We start from the raw sequence: 22,415 nt of genomic DNA, 5'->3' as shown, positions 1-22,415 counted from the left end.
AGCCATGACCTTCCGCATGCCCGCCGAGTGGGAGCCGCACGAGCGCACCTGGATGGCCTGGCCGGGGCCGAACGTGACCTTCGACGACCCCGGGGCGCTCGCGGAGTCCCGCCGCGCCTGGGCCGCGGTGGCCCGCGCCGTGCGCCGCTTCGAGCCGGTCACCGTCGTCTGCGGGCCCGGACAGTCCGCCGGGGCCGGGGAACTCCTCGGCCCGGACGTCGAGTTGGTGGAGCGCGAGCTGGACGACGCCTGGATGCGGGACATCGGCCCCACCTTCGTGACCGACGACGCAGGCCGGCTCGGCGCCGTTGACTGGACGTTCAACGGCTGGGGCGCGCAGGAGTGGGCCAGCTGGGAGCACGACGCGAAGATCGCCCGCCATGTCGCGGACCTCGCGGGCGCCGAGCCGCACTCCTCGCCGCTGGTCAACGAGGGCGGCGGCATCCACGTCGACGGCGAGGGCACCGTGCTCCTCACCGACACCGTGCAACTCGGCCCCGAACGCAACCCCGGCTGGACCAGGGAGCAGGTCGAGGCGGAGGTGCACGCCCGCATCGGCACCCGCAAGGCCCTGTGGCTGCCGCGCGGCCTCACCGCCGACTACCCCGGCCACGGCTTCGGCACCCTCGGCCACGTCGACATCGTCGCCGCGTTCGCCGCCCCCGGCGTCGTCCTCGTGCACTCCCAACAGGACCCGGCCCACCCGGACTTCGAGGTCAGCCGCGAGGTCGTCGGCGTACTGAGGGGACAGACGGACGCGCGCGGCCGTGCCCTGGAGATCGTCGAGGTGCCCGCGCCGACCGCGCTCGCCGACGACGACGGCTGGGTCGACCACTCGTACATCAACCACTATCTGTGCAACGGCGGCGTCGTCCTGTGCGCCTTCGACGACCCGCACGACGAGCTGGCCGCGGGCATCTTCCGGCGGCTGTTCCCGCGCCGGACCGTGACGCTCGTCGACGCCCGTACGATCTTTGCCGGGGGTGGTGGCATCCACTGCGTCACCCAGCAGCAGCCAAGGATCTAGCAGCCGGAGTACCACGTGGCCGAAGCGAGCGCCCCGCGCAGCGCACGCAGGAACGCGCCCCCGCGGGAGGACGTCCTCGCGACGGCCATGGAGATGATCGCCGACCGCGGCCTGGAACAGCTCACCATGGCCGCGCTCGGCCGCGAGGTCGGCATGAGCAGCGGCCACCTCCTCTACTACTTCGGTTCCAAGGACGAGCTGCTCCTGCGCACCCTGGAGTGGAGCGAGGGGCGGCTCGGCGCCGAGCGCGGACGGCTGCTCGCCCGCCAGGAACCGGCCCGCGCCCGCCTCGACGCGTACGTCGACCTCTACGTCCCCGTCGGGCACCGCGACCCGCACTGGACCCTCTGGCTCGAAGTGTGGAACCGGTCCCTGAACGCGGACGAGAAGGGGCGCGACCGGCAGGCCGCCATCGAGGGCTCCTGGCACCGCGACCTGGTCGCGCTGCTCGCCGAGGGCGTCTCGCGCGGGGAGTTCCGTGCCGTCGACGCCGACCGGTACGCGGCCCGCCTGCGGGCACTGCTCGACGGCTTCTCCATCCATGTGGCGATCGGCCTGCGCGGCACCGGACGGGACCAAGTCCTCGCCCACGCAAGGGAGTTCCTGGACGAAACGCTCGCCCCGCAGGGGTAGCTTCCTCGCCCACGGACGCGCGAGGGGCCGTCCAGGTTGTACGCACTCCTGCGGATTGCGGGGCGTGGGAGAAAGCGCTTGTATCCCGGTGGGTCCTCGGCGCCGGGCCGGGGGAGGCGCGCCCGGAGGCACCGCGGGCGTGCCGAGGGGATTCCGGGGGGAATCATGCGCAGAGCAGTACGTACCCTGTCCGCGGCCGCGCTCACCACCGCACTCGCCGCCGTCGCGTTACCGTCGGCCGCGCTCGCGGCCGACCCGTCCGCCCCATCAGCCTCGTCGGAGCGGTCCGCGCCCCGCGTGCAGCGCGTCAGCGTCGCCGCCGACGGCACCGAGGCCAACGGCTCCTCGGGGGCCGCCACCGTCACGACGAACGGCGGGCACGTCGCCTTCGGCAGCGCGGCCACCAACCTCACGCCCGACACCTACCCGCGGCCCCAGAGCTCCGCGCACGTCCGCGACCAGGACTCCCGCAAGGTCAGCAGGATCCGGGACAGCCTGACCGCGCCGAGCGTCAGCGACGACGGCCGGTTCGCCACGTACCTCGACTGGGGCTCGCACACCACCAACGCGTTCGTGGTGGACCTGACGACGGGGGAGAAGCGCCGCGTCGACGCCAAGGGCTTCAAGGAGGGCTCCGGCGAGTCCGAGATCAGCGCCGACGGCCGCCACGTCGCGTACGTCCTGCGCCCCCAGCACCCCGCCGACCCGTACCGGATCGAGGTCTACGACTGGACCACCGATACCCGCGAGGTCGTCAGCGACGGCCCGCCCGACGCCGCCCGCGACATGGTGAACCCGTCCATCAGCGACACCGGCCGCTACGTGGCCTACGAGGACTCCGGCACCAAGCAGGTCTGGGTCCGCGACCGCGGGACCGGCGGCCTCAAGCGCGTCGACGACGGCACCGCGTCCACCCTCGTCGAGATCAGCGGCAACGGCCGCACGGTGGTGCTGAACTCCGCGAACGGCGCCTACGTACGCGATCTGCGCACCGGCAAGGCCAGGCACTTCTCCGGCACCAGGGCCAAGGCCGTCGGCCCCGAGGGCCGCCACCTCCTCTACTCCGACGACGCGTCGACGCTGCGCCTGCGCGACCTGCGCACCGGCCGCGTGCACGTCGTCGGCACCGGCACGGCCGTCCCCGGCGCGGTCGGCGCCAAGGGCCGCACCGTCGTCTACACCTCGGCGGAGACCGACGTCGTGCCCGGCGACACCAACGGCCTGAACGACGTCTTCAAGTGGACGCGCGGGTGAGCACGGCCCGGCGGGGCGGCGGCAGACGCGCGAGAACGCTGTCGACCGCCGCCCTCGCCCTCGCCCTGAGCGGCGCGGTCCTCTCGGCCGCCGCGGCGGACGCGCCGCCGCGCGAGCCGCGCACCGAGCGGGTGAGCACCGGGGGCGACGGGGCGCAGCTCGACGGGCGCTCCCTCGAAGCGGGGATCAGCGCCGACGGCCGGTACGTCGCCTTCGCCACCAAGGCGGAGCGGCTGCGCTGCCACCAGCAGACGTACACCTGCCTCGTCCTGAAGAACCGGGTCACGGGCGAGCTGACCCGGATCCCGAACGACGGCGACTCCTCCTGGGGCACGCCGCTGCTCAGCCGCGACGGCCGCCGCGTCGGTCACACGGCGGGCACCAAGTCCCCGGCGCCCATGCTGTACGACCGGGAGACGGGCCGGAACGTGAACGTGGGGGCGCCGGGCAACGGCACCGGCCTGCTCCGCGCCGTCTCGCCCGACGGCGGCACGGTCGCGTACACCTCGGGCGACCGCTTCCGCCCGGCCCAGAACCTGCGCGTGCGCGACCTGGCCACCGGAGCCGACGAACTGGTCGGCGGCGACAGCTGGTTCGGGGCCGCGTCCCTGAGCGCCGACGGCGGGCTCCTCGCGTATGTGACCCGGGGCGCGGGCGGCGCGGACCTCTTCGTCCGCGACCGGAGGACCGGGGCGACGACGCGGCTCGACGAGGGCCTCGGTGAGGCGGGGTTCGTCCAGCTCGCCGAGAACGGCCGCAGCGCGCTCTTCGTCGCCGGGGGCCGGACGTACGCGTACGACGTGCGCAAGGGCGCGGCCCGCGAGGTCGCCGACAGGCCCGCCGAGTCCGCGAGCCCGGACGCGCGGCACGCCGTCCTGGCCGAGGGCGCGGACGGCACCGCGCTCACCCTGCTCGACGTCCGCACCGGCAGGCGCACGCCCGTCGGCCCCGGCGCCGTCGTGCCCGGAGCCGTCACCGCCAAGGGCCGCGCGGTCGCCTTCACCTCGGCCGCCACCGACCTGGTGCCGGACGACACGAACGGCAGCACGGACATCTTCCTGCGCCACACCCGCTGAACCCACCCACGGGGGACCTTCATGAGCGAGGCAAGCACGGCGAGTACACGCACGGCCGCGAGAACCGCGGCTTTCCTGGCGGCCGCGGTTCTCGCGGCGACGGCCGCCGGACCGGCCCAGGCCGCCCCGGATCCCGCCGTGCCCACGACGGTGCGGGCCAGCGTGGACAGGAACGGCGCCCAGCTCCAAGTGCCGTCGTACGGACAGGACGTGTCCGCCGGGTACGACGCCAGGCCCACCTTCACCACGGCCGGGCCGGTGTGGGAGGGCGACACCAACGGCCTGACCGACGTGTACTTCGGCGACTCCGCCATCAGCTCCGGGTACCCGCGCGGCATGGGCAACGGCCCGTCCCGCGGCGGCTCGCCGTGCGTGAACGGCCGGATGACCGCGTTCGTCTCCGAGGCCACGAACATCACGTCCACACCGGCCCCGGACGCCCGCCCGACGGTCTACGTCCGCAACCGCGCCGTGGGCAAGGTCTCCCGCGCCAGCCAGTCCTTCGAGGGCACGCCCTTCGCGTGGGCGGCCCGGCCCAAGGTGAGCGACGACTGCATGTGGGTGTCGTTCACGGCCGCCCTCGAAGGCCCCGACGGCACCGCGGGGCAGCCGCGCGTGTACCGCTACCGCATCTACGACGGCACGGTCCGCCTCGTCAGCGAGCCGTCGGCGCGGGCCGACCGCTCCTCGATCAGCTACGACGGCCGGTACGTGGCGTACGAGTCCGGGGGGAACGTCCACGTACGCGACCTGGACACCGGCACCCTGGAGAAGGCATCCACGGCCCGGGACGGCGGCCCGGCCAACGGCCGCTCGTCCGGCGCCTCGTTGAGCGGCGACGGCCGCCACATCGCCTTCGACTCGACCGCCTCCAACCTCACAGCGGGCGACCGCAACGGCGGCGTCAACGTCTTCGTGCGCGACCTCGACGCGGGCACGACCCGGCTGGTGCGCGGCGAGTCGAAGCGCGCGACGACCTACGACGCGGCGCTCGGCGCGGACGGCACGCACCTCGCGTACGTCTCGGCGGTGAGGGGCAAGGGCAAGGCCGCCCGGGTGCCCGCCGTGTTCCTGCGCGAACTGGCCACGGGTGAGACGCAGTTGGTCAGCGCGGACGTCGACGGCGGGCGCAACGACCTGGCGGCCCGGCGTCCGTCGGTCAACGACGACGGCAGCGTCGTCGCCTTCGACTCCGCGTCGCCCGATCTGGTGACAGGAGACACGAACAGGTTGTCGGACGTGTTCCTGCGGACAGTGAAGGACGGACAGTCCGGCTAGCAACCAGAAGCGCCCATGCGGCACTCCCTACAGGCACGGGAGCCAAGCAACACGCACCGGAACCCGGAAACAGACACGAGAACCAAGCAACAGACACGAGAACCAAGCACCAAGCACGAGAACCGAGCACTCATCTCACGGGGGAACCACCCATGCGTCTCACCACCCGCGCGGCGCTCGCCGCCGCGCTCGTCGCCGCCGTCACGGGCGCGGTCCTGCCGGCCGCGGCCGCCGCGGACACCCGCGCCCCCGCTCCCCGCACCGAGCGGGTGAGCGTGGCGGCGAACGGCACCCAGGCCAACGGGCCTTCCGACGCCACGGACATCAGCGCCGACGGCCGCTACGTCGTGTTCGCGTCCGAGGCCACCAACCTGGTGCGGGGCGACACCAACGGCATGACCGACATCTACCTGCGCGACCTGAGCACCAAGAAGGTCGAGCGGATCAGCCTCCAGGCCTCCGGCGCGCAGTACACCTCGCACGCCGGTGACCCGTCGATCAGTGCGAACGGCCGGTACGTCACCTACTCCGCCCAGGTGGACCGGGCGGGAGGCCTGTACAGCGGCACGTTCCTGAAGGACCGCAAGACCGGGCGCACCGAGATCGTCAGCCTCTCCGACGACGACAAGCCCGTCTTCGGGGACTACGTGATCGGCGCCCGGGTCAGCGCCGACGGCCGGTACGTCGCCTTCGTGTCCGCCCTGAAGGACCACGGCGACGGCGGCGGCGACGGCATGTGGACCGGCGTCTACCTCCGCGACCGCGAGGAGGGCACGACGCGCCGGGTGAGCGAGATCGTCACCGGCCAGCCCACCTGGACCATCGGCGGGATGAGCCTGAGCGCCGACGGCCGCCACGTCGGCTACACCCTGGGCCAGGTCCGTCCCGGCCTCGGCGGCAGGACGTACACGTACGACGCGAACACCGGCACCACCAAGCGCCTCGACCTGTCCGCCACCGGCCAGGACCTCAAGGTCGGACTGCCCTCGCTGAGCAGGAACGGCCGGTACGCGGCGTTCGAGACGGCCGAGCCGATGGTGTCCGGCGACACCAACGGCAAGAGCGACGTCTACCGCCTCGACACCCGCACCGGCGCCCTCAAGAAGGTCACCAGGAAGGCGGGCGGCGGCCAGACCGACGCCGACTCCCACCAGGCCCGCGTCAGCCCCGACGGCCGCCACGTCGCCTTCATCTCCTCGGCGTCCGGCCTCACCGCGGGTGACCCGGCGAAGGGGCCGCTGTACGTACGGGACCTGAAGGACGGCGTGACCCGGCGCGTCAACGTGCCCCGGGGCGGCGGCCAGAGCGAGGACCAGGGCTGGCCCGCCTACGCCCTGAGCGCCGACGCCAAGAGGTTCGCGTTCACCTCGGACGCGGCGAACATGGTCCCGGGCGACACGAACGCGGCACGCGACGTCTTCGTACGCCGGAACGTGCGCTGACGCGTACGCCGTAGGGCGCGCCGACCGGCGCGCCGAACCGATCCGGCCAGTCGTGAACCGGAGCGATCCATGAGCCGGACCGCATAGTGAGACAGCGAGGCGGGTGCCACAGGACCTGTGGCACTCTGCCGGACATGCTCATGTTCGCCATGATTATTGGCAGCAAGCGCGCCGGTCCGCAGTGACCGCCCCGTACACATCACGTACAGAGCGGACACCGTCGTCCTCGACCCGCGCGCAGACCTCTCGCACCCGCGAGGGGTCTTTTCGTTTTCCGGCCCACCCGCAGTCGGCAAACGGGGCGCGAGGGATCATGGAGGTGGTGGAGCCGGTCCTTCCGGTAGACCGACATCCGACACAGGAGCCAGACAGCATGACGGAAACCAGCAAGCCCGACGATTCCTCACCTGTGCCCGACGATTCCTTCCACGTGTTCGACACCACGCTGCGCGACGGAGCGCAGCGCGAAGGCATCAACCTGACCGTCGCGGACAAGCTGACCATCGCCCGGCATCTGGACGACTTCGGCGTGGGCTTCATCGAAGGCGGCTGGCCCGGCGCCAACCCGCGCGACACCGAGTTCTTCGCCCGCGCGCAGGCAGAGATCACGTTCAAGAACGCCCAGCTCGTCGCGTTCGGCGCCACCCGCCGCCCCGGCGCCAAGGCCGCCGACGACCCGCAGGTCAAGGCGCTCCTCGCGTCCGGCGCCCCGGTCGTGACGCTGGTCGCCAAGGCCCATGACCGGCATGTCGAGCTGGCCCTGCGCACCACGCTCGACGAGAACGTGGAGATGATCCGCGACACCGTCTCGCACCTGCGCGCCGAGGGCCGCCGCGTCTTCGTCGACTGCGAGCACTTCTTCGACGGCTACCGCGCGAACCCCGAGTACGCGAAGGCGGTCGTCCGCGCGGCGGCCGAGGCGGGCGCGGACGTCGTCGTGCTGTGCGACACCAACGGCGGCATGCTCCCCGCCCAGGTCCAGGCCGTCGTGGCCACCGTCGCCGCCGACACCGGCGCCCGGCTCGGCATCCACGCCCAGGACGACACGGGCTGCGCGGTCGCCAACACCCTGGCGGCCGTCGACGCGGGCGCGACGCACGTGCAGTGCACGGCCAACGGCTACGGCGAGCGGGTCGGCAACGCCAATCTGTTCCCGGTCGTCGCCGCGCTGGAGCTGAAGTACGGCAAGCGGGTGCTTCCCGAGGGCGCGCTGCGCGAGACGACCAGGGTCTCGCACGCCATCGCCGAGGTCGTGAACCTCACCCCGTCCACCCACCAGCCCTACGTCGGCGTCTCCGCGTTCGCCCACAAGGCGGGCCTGCACGCCTCCGCGATCAAGGTCGACCCGGACCTGTACCAGCACATCGACCCCGAACTCGTCGGCAACCGCATCCGGATGCTGGTCTCCGACATGGCAGGGCGCGCCTCCATCGAGCTCAAGGGCAAGGAACTGGGCGTCGACCTCGGCGGCGACCGCGAGCTGATCGGCCGGGTCGTGGACCGCGTCAAGGAGCGCGAACTCGCGGGCTACACCTACGAGGCCGCCGACGCGTCCTTCGAACTGCTCCTTCGCGAGGAGGCCGAGGGCCGCTCCCGGCGCTACTTCCGCACGGAGTCCTGGCGCGCCATCACCGAGGACCGCCCCGACGGCACGCACGCCAACGAGGCCACCGTGAAGGTGTGGGCCAAGGGCGAGCGGATCGTCGCCACGGCGGAGGGCAACGGCCCGGTCAACGCCCTGGACCGGGCGCTGCGCGTGGGCCTGGAGCGGATCTACCCGCAGCTGGCCAAGCTGGAGCTGGTGGACTACAAGGTCCGCATCCTGGAGGGCAAGCACGGCACGTCCTCCACGACCCGGGTGCTGATCTCCACGACCGACGGCGACGGCGAGTGGTCCACGGTCGGCGTCGCGGAGAACGTCATCGCCGCGTCGTGGCAGGCCCTGGAGGACGCGGTCACCTACGGCCTGCTGCGGGCCGGGGTCGAGCCGACCGAGTAGTCCGGCGCGGCCCGGCCCCGGCCCCGGCACCCCGCCCGGCCGGCGGGGTGCCGTCAGCTCTTCCAGGTGAACGTCGCCGACGTCTTGCCCGGCGGCGAGCAGGTCGCGTGCTGCCCGCCCCAGTAGACGGTGACCGTCCTCGCCGACGTGGAGTCGTCGTAGGCGATCAGGGCCTTCGTGCCGTCCGTGTTCCGCCAGGCCCCGCCTTCCAGCCCGGCACGGGCGGCGGCGGCACGAACATCACCGTCGACGAGAGCACCCGCTATCAGGGGTCTGCGGCTGCGGGCCCGGGGTGACGTGGTGGCCGCCGCTGCCGTCCGTCGTGGTCAGCCAGCTGGAGACCTGTTCGCCCGCCGCCTCGGCGGAGGAGACACCGAGACCGGTGAGCCCGGCGGTGGTGAGGAGTCCGGCGGTCAGCAAGCGGGCGAGGCGGCGGGGTGTGGAGGGTCTGCGCATGGGACGTTCCGCCCTTCGTGGGGGGCGGGCCGGGAGCCACGGCGGATGTCATGGCTACGCCATGCCTTGGTTCAAGGTGCGAGTCAACTGCTGCCCCAAGGGCCCGTCAGGACTTCGGGAGCCGAACGCGGTGGGCCCTTTCCGTGCCGAACGGAGGGAACGTTCCGGCCGGGGAGGAGTTAGCGTGAAGTATGAGGCCCACCAGGCAGACGGCGTCGCGGCTGACCCTGATCCTGTCCGGACTGCTCCTGGCCCTCGGCGCCACGCTCACGGTGGCGCCCGGAGCCCAGGCCGCGACGGACGTCCAGGCGGTGGCCGACGCCTTGAAGAAGAACCCGGTGTACGTCGACGAGGCCGCCGCCTCGCAGCTCTCCGCCGCCGACGCGGCCGCCCTCGCCGACAAGATCAAGAAGGCCGACAAGCCGGTGTTCGTCGCGGTGCTCCCCGCCTCGTTCCCCGGCCGCGACGACCTCTTCCGCGACCTGCGCACCGCCACCGGCGTCACCGGCGTGTACGCCGTCCGCCTGGGCGACCGCTTCGACGCGAAGGCCGACGGCTCCGTGCTCTCGAGGAACGCCGTCGGCAACCTGTCCGCCCTGGTCCAGGGCGAGGACGCGAAGTCCCAGCTCAACGACTTCGTCGACCAGGCCCTCCCGCAGGTGTCGGGCTCGGCCCCCGCGTCCTGGGGCAGCGCGTCGGGCGACGACGACGGGGTGCCCGTCGGCGCGTTGATCGGCGTCGGCGCGGTGGTGGTCGCGGGCGGCGCGGGCGCCTACGCCATCGCCCGCCGCAAGCGCCGCGTCCGCGAGGACGAGCAGCGCGCGGCCCTCGACAAGCTGCGCGTCGTCGTCGACGAGGACATCACCGCCTTCGGCGAGGAGCTGGACCGGCTCGACTTCCACCCGGCGGAGGCGGGCGCGGACGACGCCATGCGCGCGGACTACGAACGCTCCCTGGACGCCTACGAGAAGGCCAAGTCGTTCATGGCGTCGGCGGAGCGCCCCGAGCAGGTGCGGGCCGTCACCCAGGCCCTGGAGGACGGCCGGTTCTCGCTGGCGCTGCTCGCGGCCCGGCGGGAGGGCCGCCCGCTGCCCGAGCGCCGGGCCCCCTGCTTCTTCGACCCCCGGCACGGGCCCTCCGTGAAGGACGCCGAGTGGACCCCCGACGGGGGCGCGACCCGCGAGGTGCCGGTGTGCGCGGCCGACGCGGTGCGCCTGGCCGACGGGGACGACCCGATGGCACGCACCGTGACCACCGACTCCGGCGAACGACGGCCCTACTGGGAGGCCGGACCCGCCTACGGCCCCTGGGCGGGCGGCTACTTCGGCGGCGGCCTGCTCCCGGGCCTCCTCGTCGGCACGATGCTCGGCTCGATGATGGCGAGCCCCGCGTACGCGGCGAGCTACGGCGCCGGATACGGCGACTTCGGCGGAGGCGGCTACGAGGGCGGCGACGTGTCCGGCGCCGACTTCTCGTCCGGGGACTTCGGGGGCGGGGACTTCGGCGGGGGCGGGGACTTCGGGGGCGGGTTCTAGGGCCGACCCGTCGGCCGGGCCCCTAGGCCGGGGTCGCGCCCGCCGCCACGAGGAGGGCGGCCGTCTCGGGGTGGGGGCCGTGGTGCGCCCAGCGCAGCGGGGGCGAGCCGGTGCCCTGGTTTTCGCGGAGGTTCGGGTCGGCGCCGTGCGCGAGGAGTGCCCGTACGGTCTCGGTGTGCCCCCAGCAGGCGGCCGCGCACAACGGCGTGCCGTCCGCACCGATGCCGAAGCTCTCGGTGTCGGGGGCGGCCCCGGCGGCCAGGAGCAGGCGGGCGATCGCGGCTCGACCGCCCACGGAGGCCTCGTACAGCGGAGTGACCCCCTCGCGGTCACGGCGCTCCGGGTCGGCTCCGGTCCGCAGCAGGGCCCGCACGACGGTGGGGGTGTCCTGCCAGATGGCCTCGAAGAGCTGCCGGGAGAGCTTCTTCTGCCGTCGCTGTTTCATCGGGGCCGAGGCTAACGCCCGGGTACGTGGCGGGACCACTCATTTCCTCCGAGGCCGGTGTCGGTGCCCGGGCCCACGGTGGCCCCGCACACGTCCGGCTTGACGTGAGGCCCAGTTGAACGAGACGATACGTATCGTCAAGAAGTGGTCGACGTGGCGGCACCCCATGCCCGCGGCCCCGCACCACCGATTCCGGGAGGCCCCGATGCACCACCCCGCCACCGAGCAGTACGTCGACGCGGCCCCCGGAGTGCGCCTGTGGACCGAGCGCCGCGGCTCGCCCGACACCCCGCCCCTGCTCCTGGTCATGGGTGCCGCGGCCGCCGGCGTCGGCTGGCCGGAGGAGATGGTGGACGCCCTGGCCGAGCGCCACCACGTGATCCGCTACGACCACCGCGACACGGGCCGCTCGACGACGGCGTACGACGAACATCCGTACCGCATAGTGGACTTGGCGCAGGACGCGGTCGCCGTCCTGGACGCCCTTGAGGTCCCGCGGGCGCACGTGGTCGGGCTCTCCCTCGGCGGCATGCTGACCCAGCTGGTCCTCGCCGACCACCCCGACCGCGTCCTGAGCGCGACGCTCATGGGCACGTGCGCCCTGAGCACCGAGCCGTACGTCGCCCCGGACGGCACGTCCACACCGGCGGACGAGCTGCCCCCGATCTTCCCCGAGGTCCTCGAGATGTGGGCGCGCCCCGTCGAGGACAAGGGCCTGGAGGCCGAGCTGGACCGCCGCGTGGAGCACTGGCGGGTGCTCGGCGGCGATCAACTCCCCTTCGACGAGGGGTACTTCCGCGATCTGGAGCGGCGCGTCGTGGTGCACGCGGGCACGTACAAGGCGTCGATGGCGCACGGTCTCGCGGACGACTCGGGGATGCTGCGGACGGCGCGCCTCGCGTGCAACGAGGTCCCGGTCCTGGTGACCGTGGCCCCCGCCGAGCCGGTCTTCCCGCCGCCGCACCCGCAGCACCTCGCCCAGGTCGTGGCCAACGCCCACCTGGTGGAGATCCCGGGCATGGGCCACGCGCTGCCCCCGGCCGTGCAGGGCCCACTGGTGACGGCGATCCTGGAGCACACGTCGGCCGCGGCGGCGCGCCGGGCCGGGTGAGGGCGGGCCGGGGGGGACGGCCATGTCGCGTGCGGGGCGCAGCACGGACGCGCGCCGCGCCGCGTGCGGGTCAGCCGACCGGCGGCCTGAGTCCGGGCAGTTCCCACCGGCCCGAGTGGCCGGGCGGCAGCCCCAAGTCCTCCCGCACCGCGGCGTAGTAGCCCTCGCGGGCCGTCCGCTGGCGGGCGAGGAGGTCCTGCCAGGCCTCCGGGTCATGGGCGCCCGCGCGCAGGAACCGCTCCATCTCGATCACGACGATCACCCACACCCGGGCCCGCTCCACCACCCGCGCCGAGCCGAGCAGAAGCAGCGCCTCGCCCGCCGGGTCGCGCGCGTCGGCCGCCTCGGCGAGGTGCGGCTCGCCCTCCTCCGCGGACAGGGGGTGCGGGTGCGGGTCGTTGCCCTGGTGGGCGGCGATCCGGTAGGTGAGCGTCACGGTCTGCTTCAGTACGCGGGCGTACTCGGTGTAGACCGCGAGGCGCCGCTCTTCCCAGCGGGCCTCGCGCTCGCGCCGGAAACGGACCCGCTCGCCGCGCATCACCGCGACGTACGACCCCATGGCGCCGATCACCACGCCTATGAGGGCGGGCAGTTGGGACAGGAACTCGGACACCGCCGCACGGTACCGCGCCGCCGCGTCCGGCGGCCGGGCGTTACGCGGCGTTCTTGATCGCCGAGATGTCGAAGTTGAGCTTGATCTTGTCGGAGACGAGCACACCGCCGGTCTCCAGGGCCGCGTTCCAGGTCAGACCCCACTCCGAGCGCAGGATCTCCGCCTTGCCCTCGAAGCCGACGCGCTCGTTGCCGAACGGGTCCTTCGCGGCGCCGTTGAACTCCAGGTCGATGGTCAGCGGCCTGGTGGTGCCGAGGATCGTGAGGTCGCCGGTGATGCGGTAGTCGTCGCCGCCGAGGGCCTCCGCCTTGGTGGAGCGGAAGGTCATCTGCGGGAACTCGTCGGTCTTGAAGAAGTCGGCGCTCTTCAGGTGGCCGTCGCGGTCCGCGTTGCCGGTGTCGATGCTGTCCATCGTCACGTCGAGGGCGGCCGTCGACGCGGCCGGGTCGGCGCCGTCCAGGTGCAGCGTGCCGCTGAACTCCTTGAAGGAGCCCTTGACGTTGGTGACCATCGCGTGCCGGGCGACGAAGCCGATCGACGTGTGCGCCGGGTCGAGCGTGTACTCACCCGTCAGCGCGCCGAGCTCCGGGGCGGTCTCGGCGGTCGCGGGGGCGGCGCTGTCGTCCTTGCGGCTGAAGATTCCCATGACGTGCTCCTCGGGGGACGGGCCGGGCTCCGGGCCTTCGGAGGGTGCTGAACCACGGCCGTGAGTAGTTGAGTGTTCAACGAGATTGACTGTAACGCTACTCGGTTCAATATTCAACATCAAGCGGAGTGTGTCGAGGTGATTACGCGCCGAGTGTGAAGAAGTGGGGCCGAATGGCGGAGTTCCGGCCGGGTGGATGGCGATGCGGGGCGGGCGCTAGGTCGGCGCGGGGTCGCCGCGGGCCGGGCGGTGGGCGGCATGGGTGGGCGCGGGTGGCGCCCTGGGTGGCGCCGTCGCGGGCCGGGGAAGATGGCGGTTTTGAGACGTTAAGAACTTGCCATGGCGCCATTGTGGTGCCAGAATGGTGCCATGAATCTCACGCCGTATGTCGACCAACTCCGGCAGGAGCTCGCGGTCGCCGCAGAGGCCGGTGGTGAGGACGCTCGCGCGATCGCCGAGCGTCTGATCGCGCCGCTGGAGTCGGCCACCCGGCTCACCATGCTGAACGTGCTGTCCGCGGCCATGGACGAGATTACCCGAGACCTGGCCCCGGGCTCGGTCGACGTGCGTCTGCGTGGGGGCGATCCGGACTTCGTGGTGACGCCCGCCCCGGCGGGCGAGGGCTTCGACGCGGCACCCATGGACCTGCGCGCGCCCCGGCCCGCCGCCCCGGCTCCCGTGCCCGTGCCCGAGCCGGAGGAGGGCGGCACGGCCCGCATCAACCTCCGGCTGCCGATGCACCTCAAGGCCCAGGCCGAGGAGGCCGCGGCCGCCGAGAGCCTGTCGGTCAACGCCTGGCTGGTCCGCACCGTCGCCGACGCGCTCAAGCAGGGCGACCCGGCCCACCAGCCCACGCCCCGCGGCTCCCAGGGCGCGGGCAACAGCTATACGGGATGGGCGCGTTAGCGGCTCCGCCCCGCCGGCCCGGCCCGCGCGACGCGTCCGGACGCAAGGCCGGACGACCCATCAGGATCAGGATGAGGACAGCCCCATGCCAACCTTCGACACCGCCAAGCCCGTCTACGCCTCGGTGATCCTGGAGGTCGGGACGGTGCGGATCACCGCCTCGGACCGCGCCGACACCGTCGTCGACGTGCGCCCCAGCACCGAGTCGCGCCCGGCCGACGTGCGCGCCGCCGAGCGCACCCGGGTCGAGTACGCGAACGGACGGCTCCTGGTGAAGGGCCCCAAGGAGCGCTCGCTGTTCGGCCGGGGCTCGTCCGTCGACGTGGAGATCGCGCTCCCGGAGGGCTCGCATCTGGACGTCACCACGTCCATGGCCGACTTCGGCGCGACCGGGCGGCTCGGGGAGTGCGAGGTGAAGACCTCGGCCGGGGACGTCCGGGTCGAGTGGGCGGGCTCGGCGCGGCTCCACACCGGGTACGGCCAGGTCGTGGTCGACCGAGCGGAAGGTCCCGTCGACGTCACCACCGCGTCCGGCGGGGTCCGGCTCGGCGAGATCGGCGGCGCCGCCGTCATCAAGAACTCCAACGGCCCGACGGAGGTCGGCGAGGTCGTCGGTGACCTGCGCGTGAAGGCGGCCAACGGCACCATCACCGTCGGCCACGCGCTCTCCGACGTCACCATCAGGACGGCCAACGGCGCCATCGCGGTCGGCGAGGTCGTGCGCGGCGGTGTCGTCGTGGAGACCGGCATGGGCCGCATCGACATCGGCGTCCGCGAGGGCACCGCCGCCTGGCTCGATGTCCGCACCAAGGCCGGGACCGTGCGGCAGGCCCTCGGCTCCTCCGAGGGGCCCGGCGAATCCGGGGAGACGGTCCAGGTGCGGGGGCGTACGGGGACCGGGGACATCGTGATCCACCGGGCCTGACCGAGCCTGAGCGGGGTGCCGGCCAGGGGTGCGGAGGGCCCTCCGGCGGCCTCCGCGCGGGCCGCGCTCGACCGCCCGCCGGTTGTCGGGCCCCGCCAATTCAGTGAGCGGTCAGCCCGGTCCGTCGTCCTCCGTCGGCCGCGGGTGTGCCGCGCGCCCGCGCGGGCCTTCCCGTCGACGTCCTGCGGTGACCGTCACGGGCCGTGACCCGCGACTGCGCAGCGCGTCCGGAGCGGCCCGCTCCGACCCTGGGTGTGACCTGAGTCTCACTCCCTGCGGTTGTGGAATCCCTACAGCCGAATGGGCCTCTGAGCAGTCACTTCGGCTGCACCCCGGCACGCTTCTGTTCGGGGGTGCCAGGAAAACGGTCCGGAGACTGTGCAGAGTCGACGGTCCGTTTTCCCTCGTGTCCTTCGTAAGGTCGAGAGCATGACCGTTTTGGACGAAGCTGGATCTTCGGCGGGGGAGCCCACCGACGCGCGGGGCCGAGTGGCCGAATTGGCCGAGATCCGCGCGCAGGCGCTGGCGGGACCCAGTGACAAGGCGACCGAGGCGCAGCATGCCAAGGGCAAGCTGACCGCACGGGAGCGGATCGCGCTCCTCCTCGACGAGGGGTCGTTCCAGGAGGTCGAGCAGCTGCGGCGGCACCGGGCCCAGGGCTTCGGCCTGGAGGCCAAGAAGCCGTACACCGACGGTGTCATCACCGGCTGGGGCACGGTCGAGGGCCGCACGGTCTTCGTGTACGCCCACGACTTCCGGATCTTCGGCGGTGCCCTCGGCGAGGCGCACGCCACCAAGATCCACAAAATCATGGACATGGCCATCGCGGCCGGCGCGCCCCTGGTCTCCCTGAACGACGGCGCGGGCGCCCGCATCCAGGAGGGCGTCTCCGCCCTCGCCGGATACGGCGGCATCTTCCAGCGCAACACCAAGGCCTCGGGCGTCATCCCGCAGATCTCGGTGATGCTCGGCCCGTGCGCGGGCGGCGCGGCCTACAGCCCCGCCCTGACCGACTTCGTGTTCATGGTCCGCGACACCTCGCAGATGTTCATCACCGGACCCGACGTGGTCCGCGCGGTGACCGGCGAGGAGATCTCCCAGAACGGCCTGGGCGGCGCGGACGTGCACGCCGAGACCTCGGGCGTCTGCCACTTCGCGTACGACGACGAGGAGACCTGCCTCGCCGAGGTCCGCTACCTGATCGCGATGCTCCCGCAGAACAACCGCGAGAACCCGCCGGTGGCGCACTCCGACGACCCCGTCGAGCGCCGCAGCGACGTGCTGCTCGACCTGGTCCCCGCCGACGGCAACCGGCCGTACGACATGACGAAGGTCATCGAGGAACTCGTCGACGACGGCGACTACTTGGAGGTCCACGAGCGCTGGGCGCGCAACATCATCTGCGCCCTGGCCCGCCTGGACGGCCAGGTCGTCGGCATCGTCGCCAACCAGCCGCAGTCCCTCGCGGGCGTCCTGGACATCGAGGCCTCCGAGAAGGCGGCCCGCTTCGTCCAGATGTGCGACGCCTTCAACATCCCGATCGTCACGCTCCTCGACGTCCCCGGCTTCCTGCCCGGCGTCGACCAGGAGCACGGCGGCATCATCCGCCACGGCGCCAAGCTGCTGTACGCGTACTGCAACGCGACCGTGCCCCGGATCTCCCTGATCCTGCGCAAGGCCTACGGCGGCGCGTACATCGTCATGGACAGCCAGTCCATCGGCGCCGACCTGACCTACGCCTGGCCCACCAACGAGATCGCCGTCATGGGCGCCGAGGGCGCGGCCAACGTCATCTTCCGCCGCCAGATCGCCGCCGCCGAGGACCCCGAGGCCATGCGCGCCCGCATGGTCAAGGAGTACAAGGCCGAGCTGATGCACCCGTACTACGCCGCCGAGCGCGGACTCGTCGACGACGTGATCGACCCGGCCGAGACCCGCGCCGTGCTGATCAACTCCCTCGCGATGCTCCGCAACAAGCACGCCGACCTGCCCTCGCGCAAGCACGGCAACCCGCCGCAGTAGCGGCGCACCCCAGACCTTTTCCGTCCGCCGCAGTTCCCACAAGGAGCACACTGCAATGAGCACTCCCGACATCCGTGTCGAGAAGGGCCACGCCGAGCCCGAGGAGGTCGCGGCCCTCACCGCGATCCTGCTCGCCCGCGCCGCCGCGCAGCCCACCGACGCCCCCGTCCACCGCGGCCGCGACAAGGCCGGCTGGCGCCGCCTCGAGCGCACCCCGGGCTTCCGGGCGCCGCACAGCTGGCAGGGCTGAGCGACACCGACGTACGGCGGGCCCCGTTCCTCCTTCCCGGAGGGCGGGGCTCAGCCGTGTCCGGGTGCGGGCGGCAGGGTGCAGTCGGGGAAGGCCGTCTTGCACCGCGGGGGGATGGTGGAGTCGAGCAAGGGCGGCCACGCGGTGAGGTCGAAGCCGATGAGGTTCAGCTCCTTGAGGCCCGGTGGCAGCGAGTCGAGACCTCGTGGGCGACCGCTGCCGGACAAGGTGAGCCTCGACAGGGGGAAGCCGGTCAGCGGACTCAGGTCGGCGTCGGGAGCGAGCCGACCCAGCTCCAGATTGTCCAGCTTCAGATGTGCGGGGAGCTCAGCCAACGGTGGCAGCGACGCCCAGCCGTTGAGAACCAGAATGGTCAGCTTGGCCAACCCGCCGAGTGCGTCCAGATTCCGCAGGTGGCCCGTCCCGGCCAGATACAGGATGCGCAGCTGTGTCCGGGACCGCAGTGGAGCCAGGTCGACATCTCCGCGCAGCTCGTACAGCCACAGTCCCCGAGGCGCAGGCAGCTCATCAAGGCAGTCGAGGCTCCAGGGGAAGGAGTAGTGGACGGTGATCCACCGGTCCTCGCCCAGTCGGGTCGCTGCCGAGAACTGCCCGGGGTGGGTCAGGGGCAGGATGACGTCGCCCAGGGGCATGCGCCGCAGTACTTCCTCGGCGAAGGCGTCGGCGTCGAAGTACCCCCAGTAGTTCACCAGGTGCCGCCGGACAGCCGCCCGCGCATCCGCGGCGTACGCCGTCAGCCGTGTCAGCGCGGCCTCGCCGCCGATCCGCGCGACGGTGGTGACGGTGGCCAGAGCGACTGTCTCGCTCAGGCCGTCCAATGACGGCGGCAGACGTGACAGGAGCGGCGGACCCACCGCCGCCAACGACGCCACCTCCGACTGCCGCCGCGGCGGCACCAGGCGCGCCACGGCCTCGTCGAGGCGTACCGCCAGGGTGTCCGGCACCGACGGCATCGTCTCCTGGCAGGAGGCCGCGACGAGGCGCAGCGCCCGCGAATGCCGGGGCTCGCACTCGGCGCGCTCCAGGACACCGCCCAGTAACTCCTCCTGCTGGGTGCGGTTGGCGTGGCCCGCCGCCATGACCACGGTCTCGCGCCACAGGTCCAGGTGCGCCCGCCCCACCAGATTCCCGATCCGGTCCTCCACGGCCGCCTCGTACGCCGCCAGATACTCCTGGAACGTACGGTGCACGAAGTCCAGACGGCCCTCGGCGGGGGAGCGGAGCACCCCGGAGCGGTGCAGCAGATGGTCCAGGACTGCGGGCCCGTCGAGGCCGTCCAGATGCCGCATCGCGGCGAGCTTCGCGGTGACGTGGCCCGCGGCCCGCTCCGCCGCGATCTCGGTGCGGCTGTTGTCCGACAGGCGCCAGGCCAGATCGCGCAGCAGGCACAGCTTGTCGGTCAGCGTCAGGGGCACCGGCAGCTCGCTGAGCACGCCCCGGTCGTTGTCCCGCTGCTGCACGAGGACTTCGAGGGTCATGCGGTACAGCTCCATGCGGTTGCGGGGGAGCTGGCCCCGGCGCGCCAGGTGCAGCGCGCAGAGCAGCGCCGCGAGCAGCGGGTTCGTCGCCAGGGACTGCAGGTGCGGGCGGTCCTGGAGGTTGGTCACCAGGGAGCGTTCGTAGCGCGGCAGGTCCTCCTCGGCGCAGGAAAGGCCGGAGCCGTCCCGCACCGCCTGGTGCCACTGGCGGATGAAGGAGGTCAGGTCGGCCGGGGTCATCCGGGCCAGGTGCAGCGCGGTGAACTCCTCGGCGCGCAGCCAGTCGCTGCGCGCCGCCGCGGGACGGGACGTCACGACGACGCGGGAGTCCGGATACTGGTGCAGCAGCCCGCGCAGCCACTCCCGCACGCCCCGCCGCTCGCCCGCGAGCAGTTCGTCGACGCCGTCCACCAGGAGCAGCACCCGCCCGTCCGCGAACGCCCTGTGCATCCACCCGGCCGGCATCAGCCCCGTCAGCGGCCCCGCCACCCGGTCCAGCATCGCCTCCGGGGCGGGCGGCCGGCTCCCCGCGTACTGCCGCAGCTTGACCAGGACCGGGATCAGGCCGTTCCACCCGGCGAGGTCCCCGGTGAAGGCGCCGCGCGCCGCCGTCACCGCGAGCCACTGCAGGAGCGTCGTCTTGCCGGACCCGGCCTCGCCGCGCAGCAGCACCCGGGGCGCGTCCCGCAGCGCCGCCTCCACCCGCATGCTGGGGGACCGCTCGGCCTCCCGCGGCTCCCAGTCCTGGGCGCCGGACCGCAGCGCGGGACGCGGCCGGTCCCGGCGACGGGACCCGCCGTCCTCCGAAGTGCGCAGGCTGACGTACGCCACCGACAGCTTGGTGCGCGGCGCGCGGTCGGACGGGCCGAGGCCGAACAGCTCGATCTCGTCCAGGGACTTGCTCACCAGGCTCAGGTACTGATTGCGGAACGCCTCGTCCTCGCCGGTGCCCTGCGGCGCGTACAGGGAGCGGGCCGGGAGGCGTTCGAGGACCTTCTGGAGCTCGTCGGCGAGCGAGGTCGACCGGGCGAGGAGGTCGGTGACGGCGCGCTCGGTGAACACCGGCAGCCTGCGCAGCACCCGGACGTAGCAGTCGCAGCACTCGGCGAGCACGATCTCGTGGAACCGGGTCTCCACCTCGGAGAAGCCGTCGGGCACCGGCACCGCCGCGCGCACCCGCCGGGTCAGCTCGGCCGGGTCCGCGTCCGACCCGAGCACGGCCTCGTCGGAGAGGTCCGCGCGTACGAAGGCGTCGGTGACCGCCGTGAGCACCGCCTCGCGGCCGTTGTCGGTGAGCCCGCGGAACTCGTGCTCCAGGAGGGGCTGCACGCGCCCGGCGACGGCGTCCGCGATCTGCTCGAACTGCCGCTCCACACCGCGCCGCGCCCGCAGGCCGGGCACCCGCACCCGGATCAGCTCGCTCATGGACGACCGGGCCTGCTGCTCGCGCTCCCTGGGGGCGAACCACAGCCGCACCGCCCTCGTCGCCACCGTGCTGCCCAGCCGTACCGCCGCCGCCTCCGCGCTCATGCACGCAATTGTGGGCGAACACACACACCGGCGGGGCCCGTTCCGGCGAGATCCGGCAAACGGGCCCCGCCCGGCGAGGTTTTCGGCGTGCTACCGCAGGCGGGCCATCAGCGCGTGCTCGACCAGCGTGATCAGAGCGGACTTCGCGTCGGCGCGGTGGCGGGCGTCCGTCGTGATGATCGGGGTGTCCGGGCCGATCTGCAGGGCCTCGCGGACCTCGTCGGGGGTGTACGGCTGGTGGCCGTCGAAGCCGTTGAGGGCGATGACGAACGGCAGCCCGGAGTTCTCGAAGTAGTCGACGGCGGGGAAGCAGTCGGCGAGCCGCCTCGTGTCGACCAGGACGACCGCGCCGATGGCGCCACGGACCAAGTCGTCCCACATGAACCAGAAGCGGTCCTGGCCGGGCGTGCCGAACAGGTACAGGATCAGGTCCTGGTCCAGGGTGATACGACCGAAGTCCATGGCGACGGTGGTCGTCGTCTTGTCCCCGGTGTGGGTGAGGTCGTCGATGCCCGCGGACGCGGACGTCATCACGGCCTCGGTGCGCAGCGGGTTGATCTCAGAGACCGCCCCGACGAACGTGGTCTTGCCCACGCCGAAGCCGCCCGCCACCACGATTTTCGCGCTGGTGGTGGAGCGGGCTGTTGCTCCGCCGCTAGAGCTTGCGAAGTCCACTGAGCACCCTTTCGAGCAGTGTCACGTCTGGCTGGCCGCCGGCGGTCTCGTCGCCGCCGGGCTGATGGATGGCGACAAGTCCGGCCTCCGCCAGGTCGGCGACGAGGATCCGGGCAACGCCGAGGGGGATGGAGAGCAGGGCCGAGATCTCGGCCACTGATTTGATCTCGCGGCACAGGGTGCAGATGCGCTGGTGTTCCGGCAACTGCCCCTGCAGCTGATGCGGTTGTGCAGTGGTGTGCACCAGCGCCTCGATGGCGAGCTGGTACCGGGGCCTGGTGCGGCCGCCCGTCATGGCGTACGGGCGCACCAGGGGGTTGGACGCGGCCGGTGCCGGTGCCGGTGTCGGTGCCGGCTCCGGGGAGCGGCGCTGCGGCTGCACCGGCTGGATCCGGGGTGCGTACGGCTGGTCGTACGGGCTGGGGCCGGGCGCCTGGGGGCCCGGCTGCCGGTACGGCGGCTGGCGTCGGTGGCTGGGCGCGGAGGGGAAGTTGTACCGGTTCTGCGAACCGTCACCCTGGCCCTGGCCGTGGCCGGAAGGCCAGTTGGCCGAAGACGAACCGTCTGGGGGTGTTGCAGCCACGTACTCCTCCTCCGAAACTGTGCTCGGCGCCATCACTGTGGAGCCGCGTCCCGAAACCTTACGACCCCGGGACGCGAATACGCACCGTCTGTCTGTCAGTTGAGCAGGCTCCCCTGAAGCTCCGCGCGCAGGTCCGGCGTGAGGACGGTGCCCGCACGGTCGACGAGAAGTGCCATCTCGTACCCAATGAGACCGATGTCCGCCTCTGGGTGGGCGAGTACGGCAAGGGAGGAACCGTCGGAGATGGACATGATGAAGAGAAATCCTCGCTCCATCTCCACAACGGTCTGGGTCACAGAGCCGCCCTCGAAGATCCGGGAGGCCCCGGCCGTGAGGGAGGTCAGGCCCGACGCGACCGCCGCGAGCTGATCGGCTCGGTCGCGCGGGAAACCTTCGGACATCGCCAGAAGGAGTCCGTCGGCGGAGACCACCACGGTGTGGGACACCCCGGGGGTGTTGTCCACGAAGTTGGTGATCAACCAGTTCAGGTTCTGCGCCGCCTGGCTCATC

21 protein-coding genes and 1 pseudogene are annotated in these 22,415 nt (G+C 72.6%); 13 read left to right on the top strand and 9 right to left on the bottom strand.

What is annotated here, in order from left to right; translation table 11 throughout:
- Positions 1-4: 4 nt before the first annotated feature.
- The 7 genes from ACZ6BG_RS08010 (at position 5) to cimA (ending at position 8,709) form a co-directional block, all read left to right on the top strand.
- Positions 5-1,027, top strand: a complete 1,023-nt coding sequence (locus ACZ6BG_RS08010) for an agmatine deiminase family protein (RefSeq protein WP_468998436.1) — start codon at positions 5-7, stop codon at positions 1,025-1,027.
- A gap of 87 nt (positions 1,028-1,114) precedes the next feature.
- Positions 1,115-1,660, top strand: a complete 546-nt coding sequence (locus ACZ6BG_RS08005; RefSeq protein ID WP_469000130.1) for a TetR/AcrR family transcriptional regulator — start codon at positions 1,115-1,117, stop codon at positions 1,658-1,660.
- A gap of 165 nt (positions 1,661-1,825) precedes the next feature.
- Positions 1,826-2,914, top strand: coding sequence for a protein TolB (locus ACZ6BG_RS08000; RefSeq protein ID WP_468998432.1), 1,089 nt, complete (start codon positions 1,826-1,828; stop codon positions 2,912-2,914).
- On the top strand, positions 2,911-3,990 hold the full coding sequence (locus ACZ6BG_RS07995) for a TolB family protein (RefSeq protein ID WP_468998428.1): 1,080 nt from the start codon (positions 2,911-2,913) through the stop codon (positions 3,988-3,990). Before ACZ6BG_RS08000 ends, ACZ6BG_RS07995 begins: the two co-directional genes overlap by 4 nt.
- Positions 3,991-4,011: 21 nt before the next feature.
- Entirely contained in the window at positions 4,012-5,268 is a 1,257-nt protein-coding gene (locus ACZ6BG_RS07990) for a TolB family protein (protein WP_468998423.1), read from the top strand.
- Positions 5,269-5,420: 152 nt separating this feature from the next.
- Complete coding sequence (locus ACZ6BG_RS07985) at positions 5,421-6,710, top strand: TolB family protein (protein ID WP_468998420.1); 1,290 nt, start codon at positions 5,421-5,423, stop codon at positions 6,708-6,710.
- Between the two features lie 373 nt (positions 6,711-7,083).
- A complete protein-coding gene (cimA, locus tag ACZ6BG_RS07980) occupies positions 7,084-8,709 on the top strand; it encodes a citramalate synthase (protein ID WP_468998416.1) in 1,626 nt (541 codons plus the stop codon).
- A 62-nt stretch (positions 8,710-8,771) separates the two neighbouring features.
- On the opposite strand, the pseudogene ACZ6BG_RS07975 reads toward cimA, so the two are convergent.
- A pseudogene (locus ACZ6BG_RS07975) lies at positions 8,772-8,942 on the bottom strand (glycoside hydrolase family 30 beta sandwich domain-containing protein); the annotation flags it as partial.
- 7 nt (positions 8,943-8,949) lie between these two features.
- A complete protein-coding gene (locus tag ACZ6BG_RS07970) occupies positions 8,950-9,165 on the bottom strand; it encodes a hypothetical protein (RefSeq protein WP_468998412.1) in 216 nt (71 codons plus the stop codon).
- Between the two features lie 191 nt (positions 9,166-9,356).
- Between ACZ6BG_RS07970 and ACZ6BG_RS07965 the strand changes: the two genes are divergently transcribed.
- Positions 9,357-10,700 (top strand): hypothetical protein, encoded by a 1,344-nt coding sequence (locus ACZ6BG_RS07965; RefSeq protein ID WP_468998409.1) that lies wholly within the window; start codon positions 9,357-9,359, stop codon positions 10,698-10,700.
- A 22-nt stretch (positions 10,701-10,722) separates the two neighbouring features.
- Here ACZ6BG_RS07965 and ACZ6BG_RS07960 read toward each other — a convergent pair whose 3' ends face one another.
- Complete coding sequence (locus tag ACZ6BG_RS07960) at positions 10,723-11,145, bottom strand: ankyrin repeat domain-containing protein (protein WP_468998405.1); 423 nt, start codon at positions 11,143-11,145, stop codon at positions 10,723-10,725.
- A gap of 205 nt (positions 11,146-11,350) precedes the next feature.
- On the opposite strand from ACZ6BG_RS07960, the gene ACZ6BG_RS07955 reads away from it, so the two are divergent.
- The gene (locus tag ACZ6BG_RS07955) at positions 11,351-12,256 is read left to right on the top strand and encodes an alpha/beta fold hydrolase (protein ID WP_469000128.1); all 906 of its coding nucleotides are present in this window, start codon (positions 11,351-11,353) and stop codon (positions 12,254-12,256) included.
- Between the two features lie 70 nt (positions 12,257-12,326).
- Here ACZ6BG_RS07955 and ACZ6BG_RS07950 read toward each other — a convergent pair whose 3' ends face one another.
- Together ACZ6BG_RS07950 and ACZ6BG_RS07945 are read right to left on the bottom strand one after the other, a co-directional pair.
- A complete protein-coding gene (locus tag ACZ6BG_RS07950; protein WP_468998401.1) occupies positions 12,327-12,869 on the bottom strand; it encodes a hypothetical protein in 543 nt (180 codons plus the stop codon).
- A gap of 40 nt (positions 12,870-12,909) precedes the next feature.
- On the bottom strand, positions 12,910-13,515 hold the full coding sequence (locus tag ACZ6BG_RS07945; protein ID WP_468998398.1) for a YceI family protein: 606 nt from the start codon (positions 13,513-13,515) through the stop codon (positions 12,910-12,912).
- 369 nt (positions 13,516-13,884) lie between these two features.
- On the opposite strand from ACZ6BG_RS07945, the gene ACZ6BG_RS07940 reads away from it, so the two are divergent.
- The 4 genes from ACZ6BG_RS07940 to ACZ6BG_RS07925 all read left to right on the top strand — a co-directional run bounded on the left by ACZ6BG_RS07940 (position 13,885) and on the right by ACZ6BG_RS07925 (position 17,618).
- Positions 13,885-14,421 (top strand): toxin-antitoxin system HicB family antitoxin, encoded by a 537-nt coding sequence (locus ACZ6BG_RS07940; protein WP_468998394.1) that lies wholly within the window; start codon positions 13,885-13,887, stop codon positions 14,419-14,421.
- Between the two features lie 85 nt (positions 14,422-14,506).
- Entirely contained in the window at positions 14,507-15,346 is an 840-nt protein-coding gene (locus tag ACZ6BG_RS07935; RefSeq protein ID WP_468998390.1) for a DUF4097 family beta strand repeat-containing protein, read from the top strand.
- A 429-nt stretch (positions 15,347-15,775) separates the two neighbouring features.
- Positions 15,776-17,368 carry an acyl-CoA carboxylase subunit beta gene (locus tag ACZ6BG_RS07930; protein ID WP_468998387.1) on the top strand — a complete coding sequence of 531 codons (1,593 nt, stop codon included), beginning with the start codon at positions 15,776-15,778 and terminating at the stop codon, positions 17,366-17,368.
- Positions 17,369-17,423: 55 nt separating this feature from the next.
- Positions 17,424-17,618 (top strand): acyl-CoA carboxylase subunit epsilon, encoded by a 195-nt coding sequence (locus ACZ6BG_RS07925; RefSeq protein ID WP_468452020.1) that lies wholly within the window; start codon positions 17,424-17,426, stop codon positions 17,616-17,618.
- 50 nt (positions 17,619-17,668) lie between these two features.
- Here the strand turns inward: ACZ6BG_RS07925 and ACZ6BG_RS07920 are convergent, their stop codons facing one another.
- From ACZ6BG_RS07920 to ACZ6BG_RS07905, 4 genes are all read right to left on the bottom strand, one after another.
- Positions 17,669-20,647: an NACHT domain-containing protein gene (locus ACZ6BG_RS07920; RefSeq protein ID WP_468998382.1), complete on the bottom strand. Its 2,979-nt coding sequence runs from the start codon at positions 20,645-20,647 to the stop codon at positions 17,669-17,671.
- 90 nt (positions 20,648-20,737) lie between these two features.
- On the bottom strand, positions 20,738-21,322 hold the full coding sequence (locus ACZ6BG_RS07915) for a GTP-binding protein (RefSeq protein WP_030361923.1): 585 nt from the start codon (positions 21,320-21,322) through the stop codon (positions 20,738-20,740).
- Positions 21,303-21,938, bottom strand: coding sequence for a DUF742 domain-containing protein (locus ACZ6BG_RS07910; protein ID WP_468998376.1), 636 nt, complete (start codon positions 21,936-21,938; stop codon positions 21,303-21,305). Before ACZ6BG_RS07910 ends, ACZ6BG_RS07915 begins: the two co-directional genes overlap by 20 nt.
- 62 nt (positions 21,939-22,000) lie before the next feature.
- Positions 22,001-22,414, bottom strand: coding sequence for a roadblock/LC7 domain-containing protein (locus ACZ6BG_RS07905; RefSeq protein WP_030361925.1), 414 nt, complete (start codon positions 22,412-22,414; stop codon positions 22,001-22,003).
- Between the last annotated feature and the right edge of the window lies 1 nt (position 22,415).

The organism is Streptomyces sp. NPDC041205, assembly GCF_055591765.1.
The sequence above is the reverse complement of the archived record's forward strand: the minus strand, read 5'-3'. Positions and strand labels throughout refer to the sequence as shown.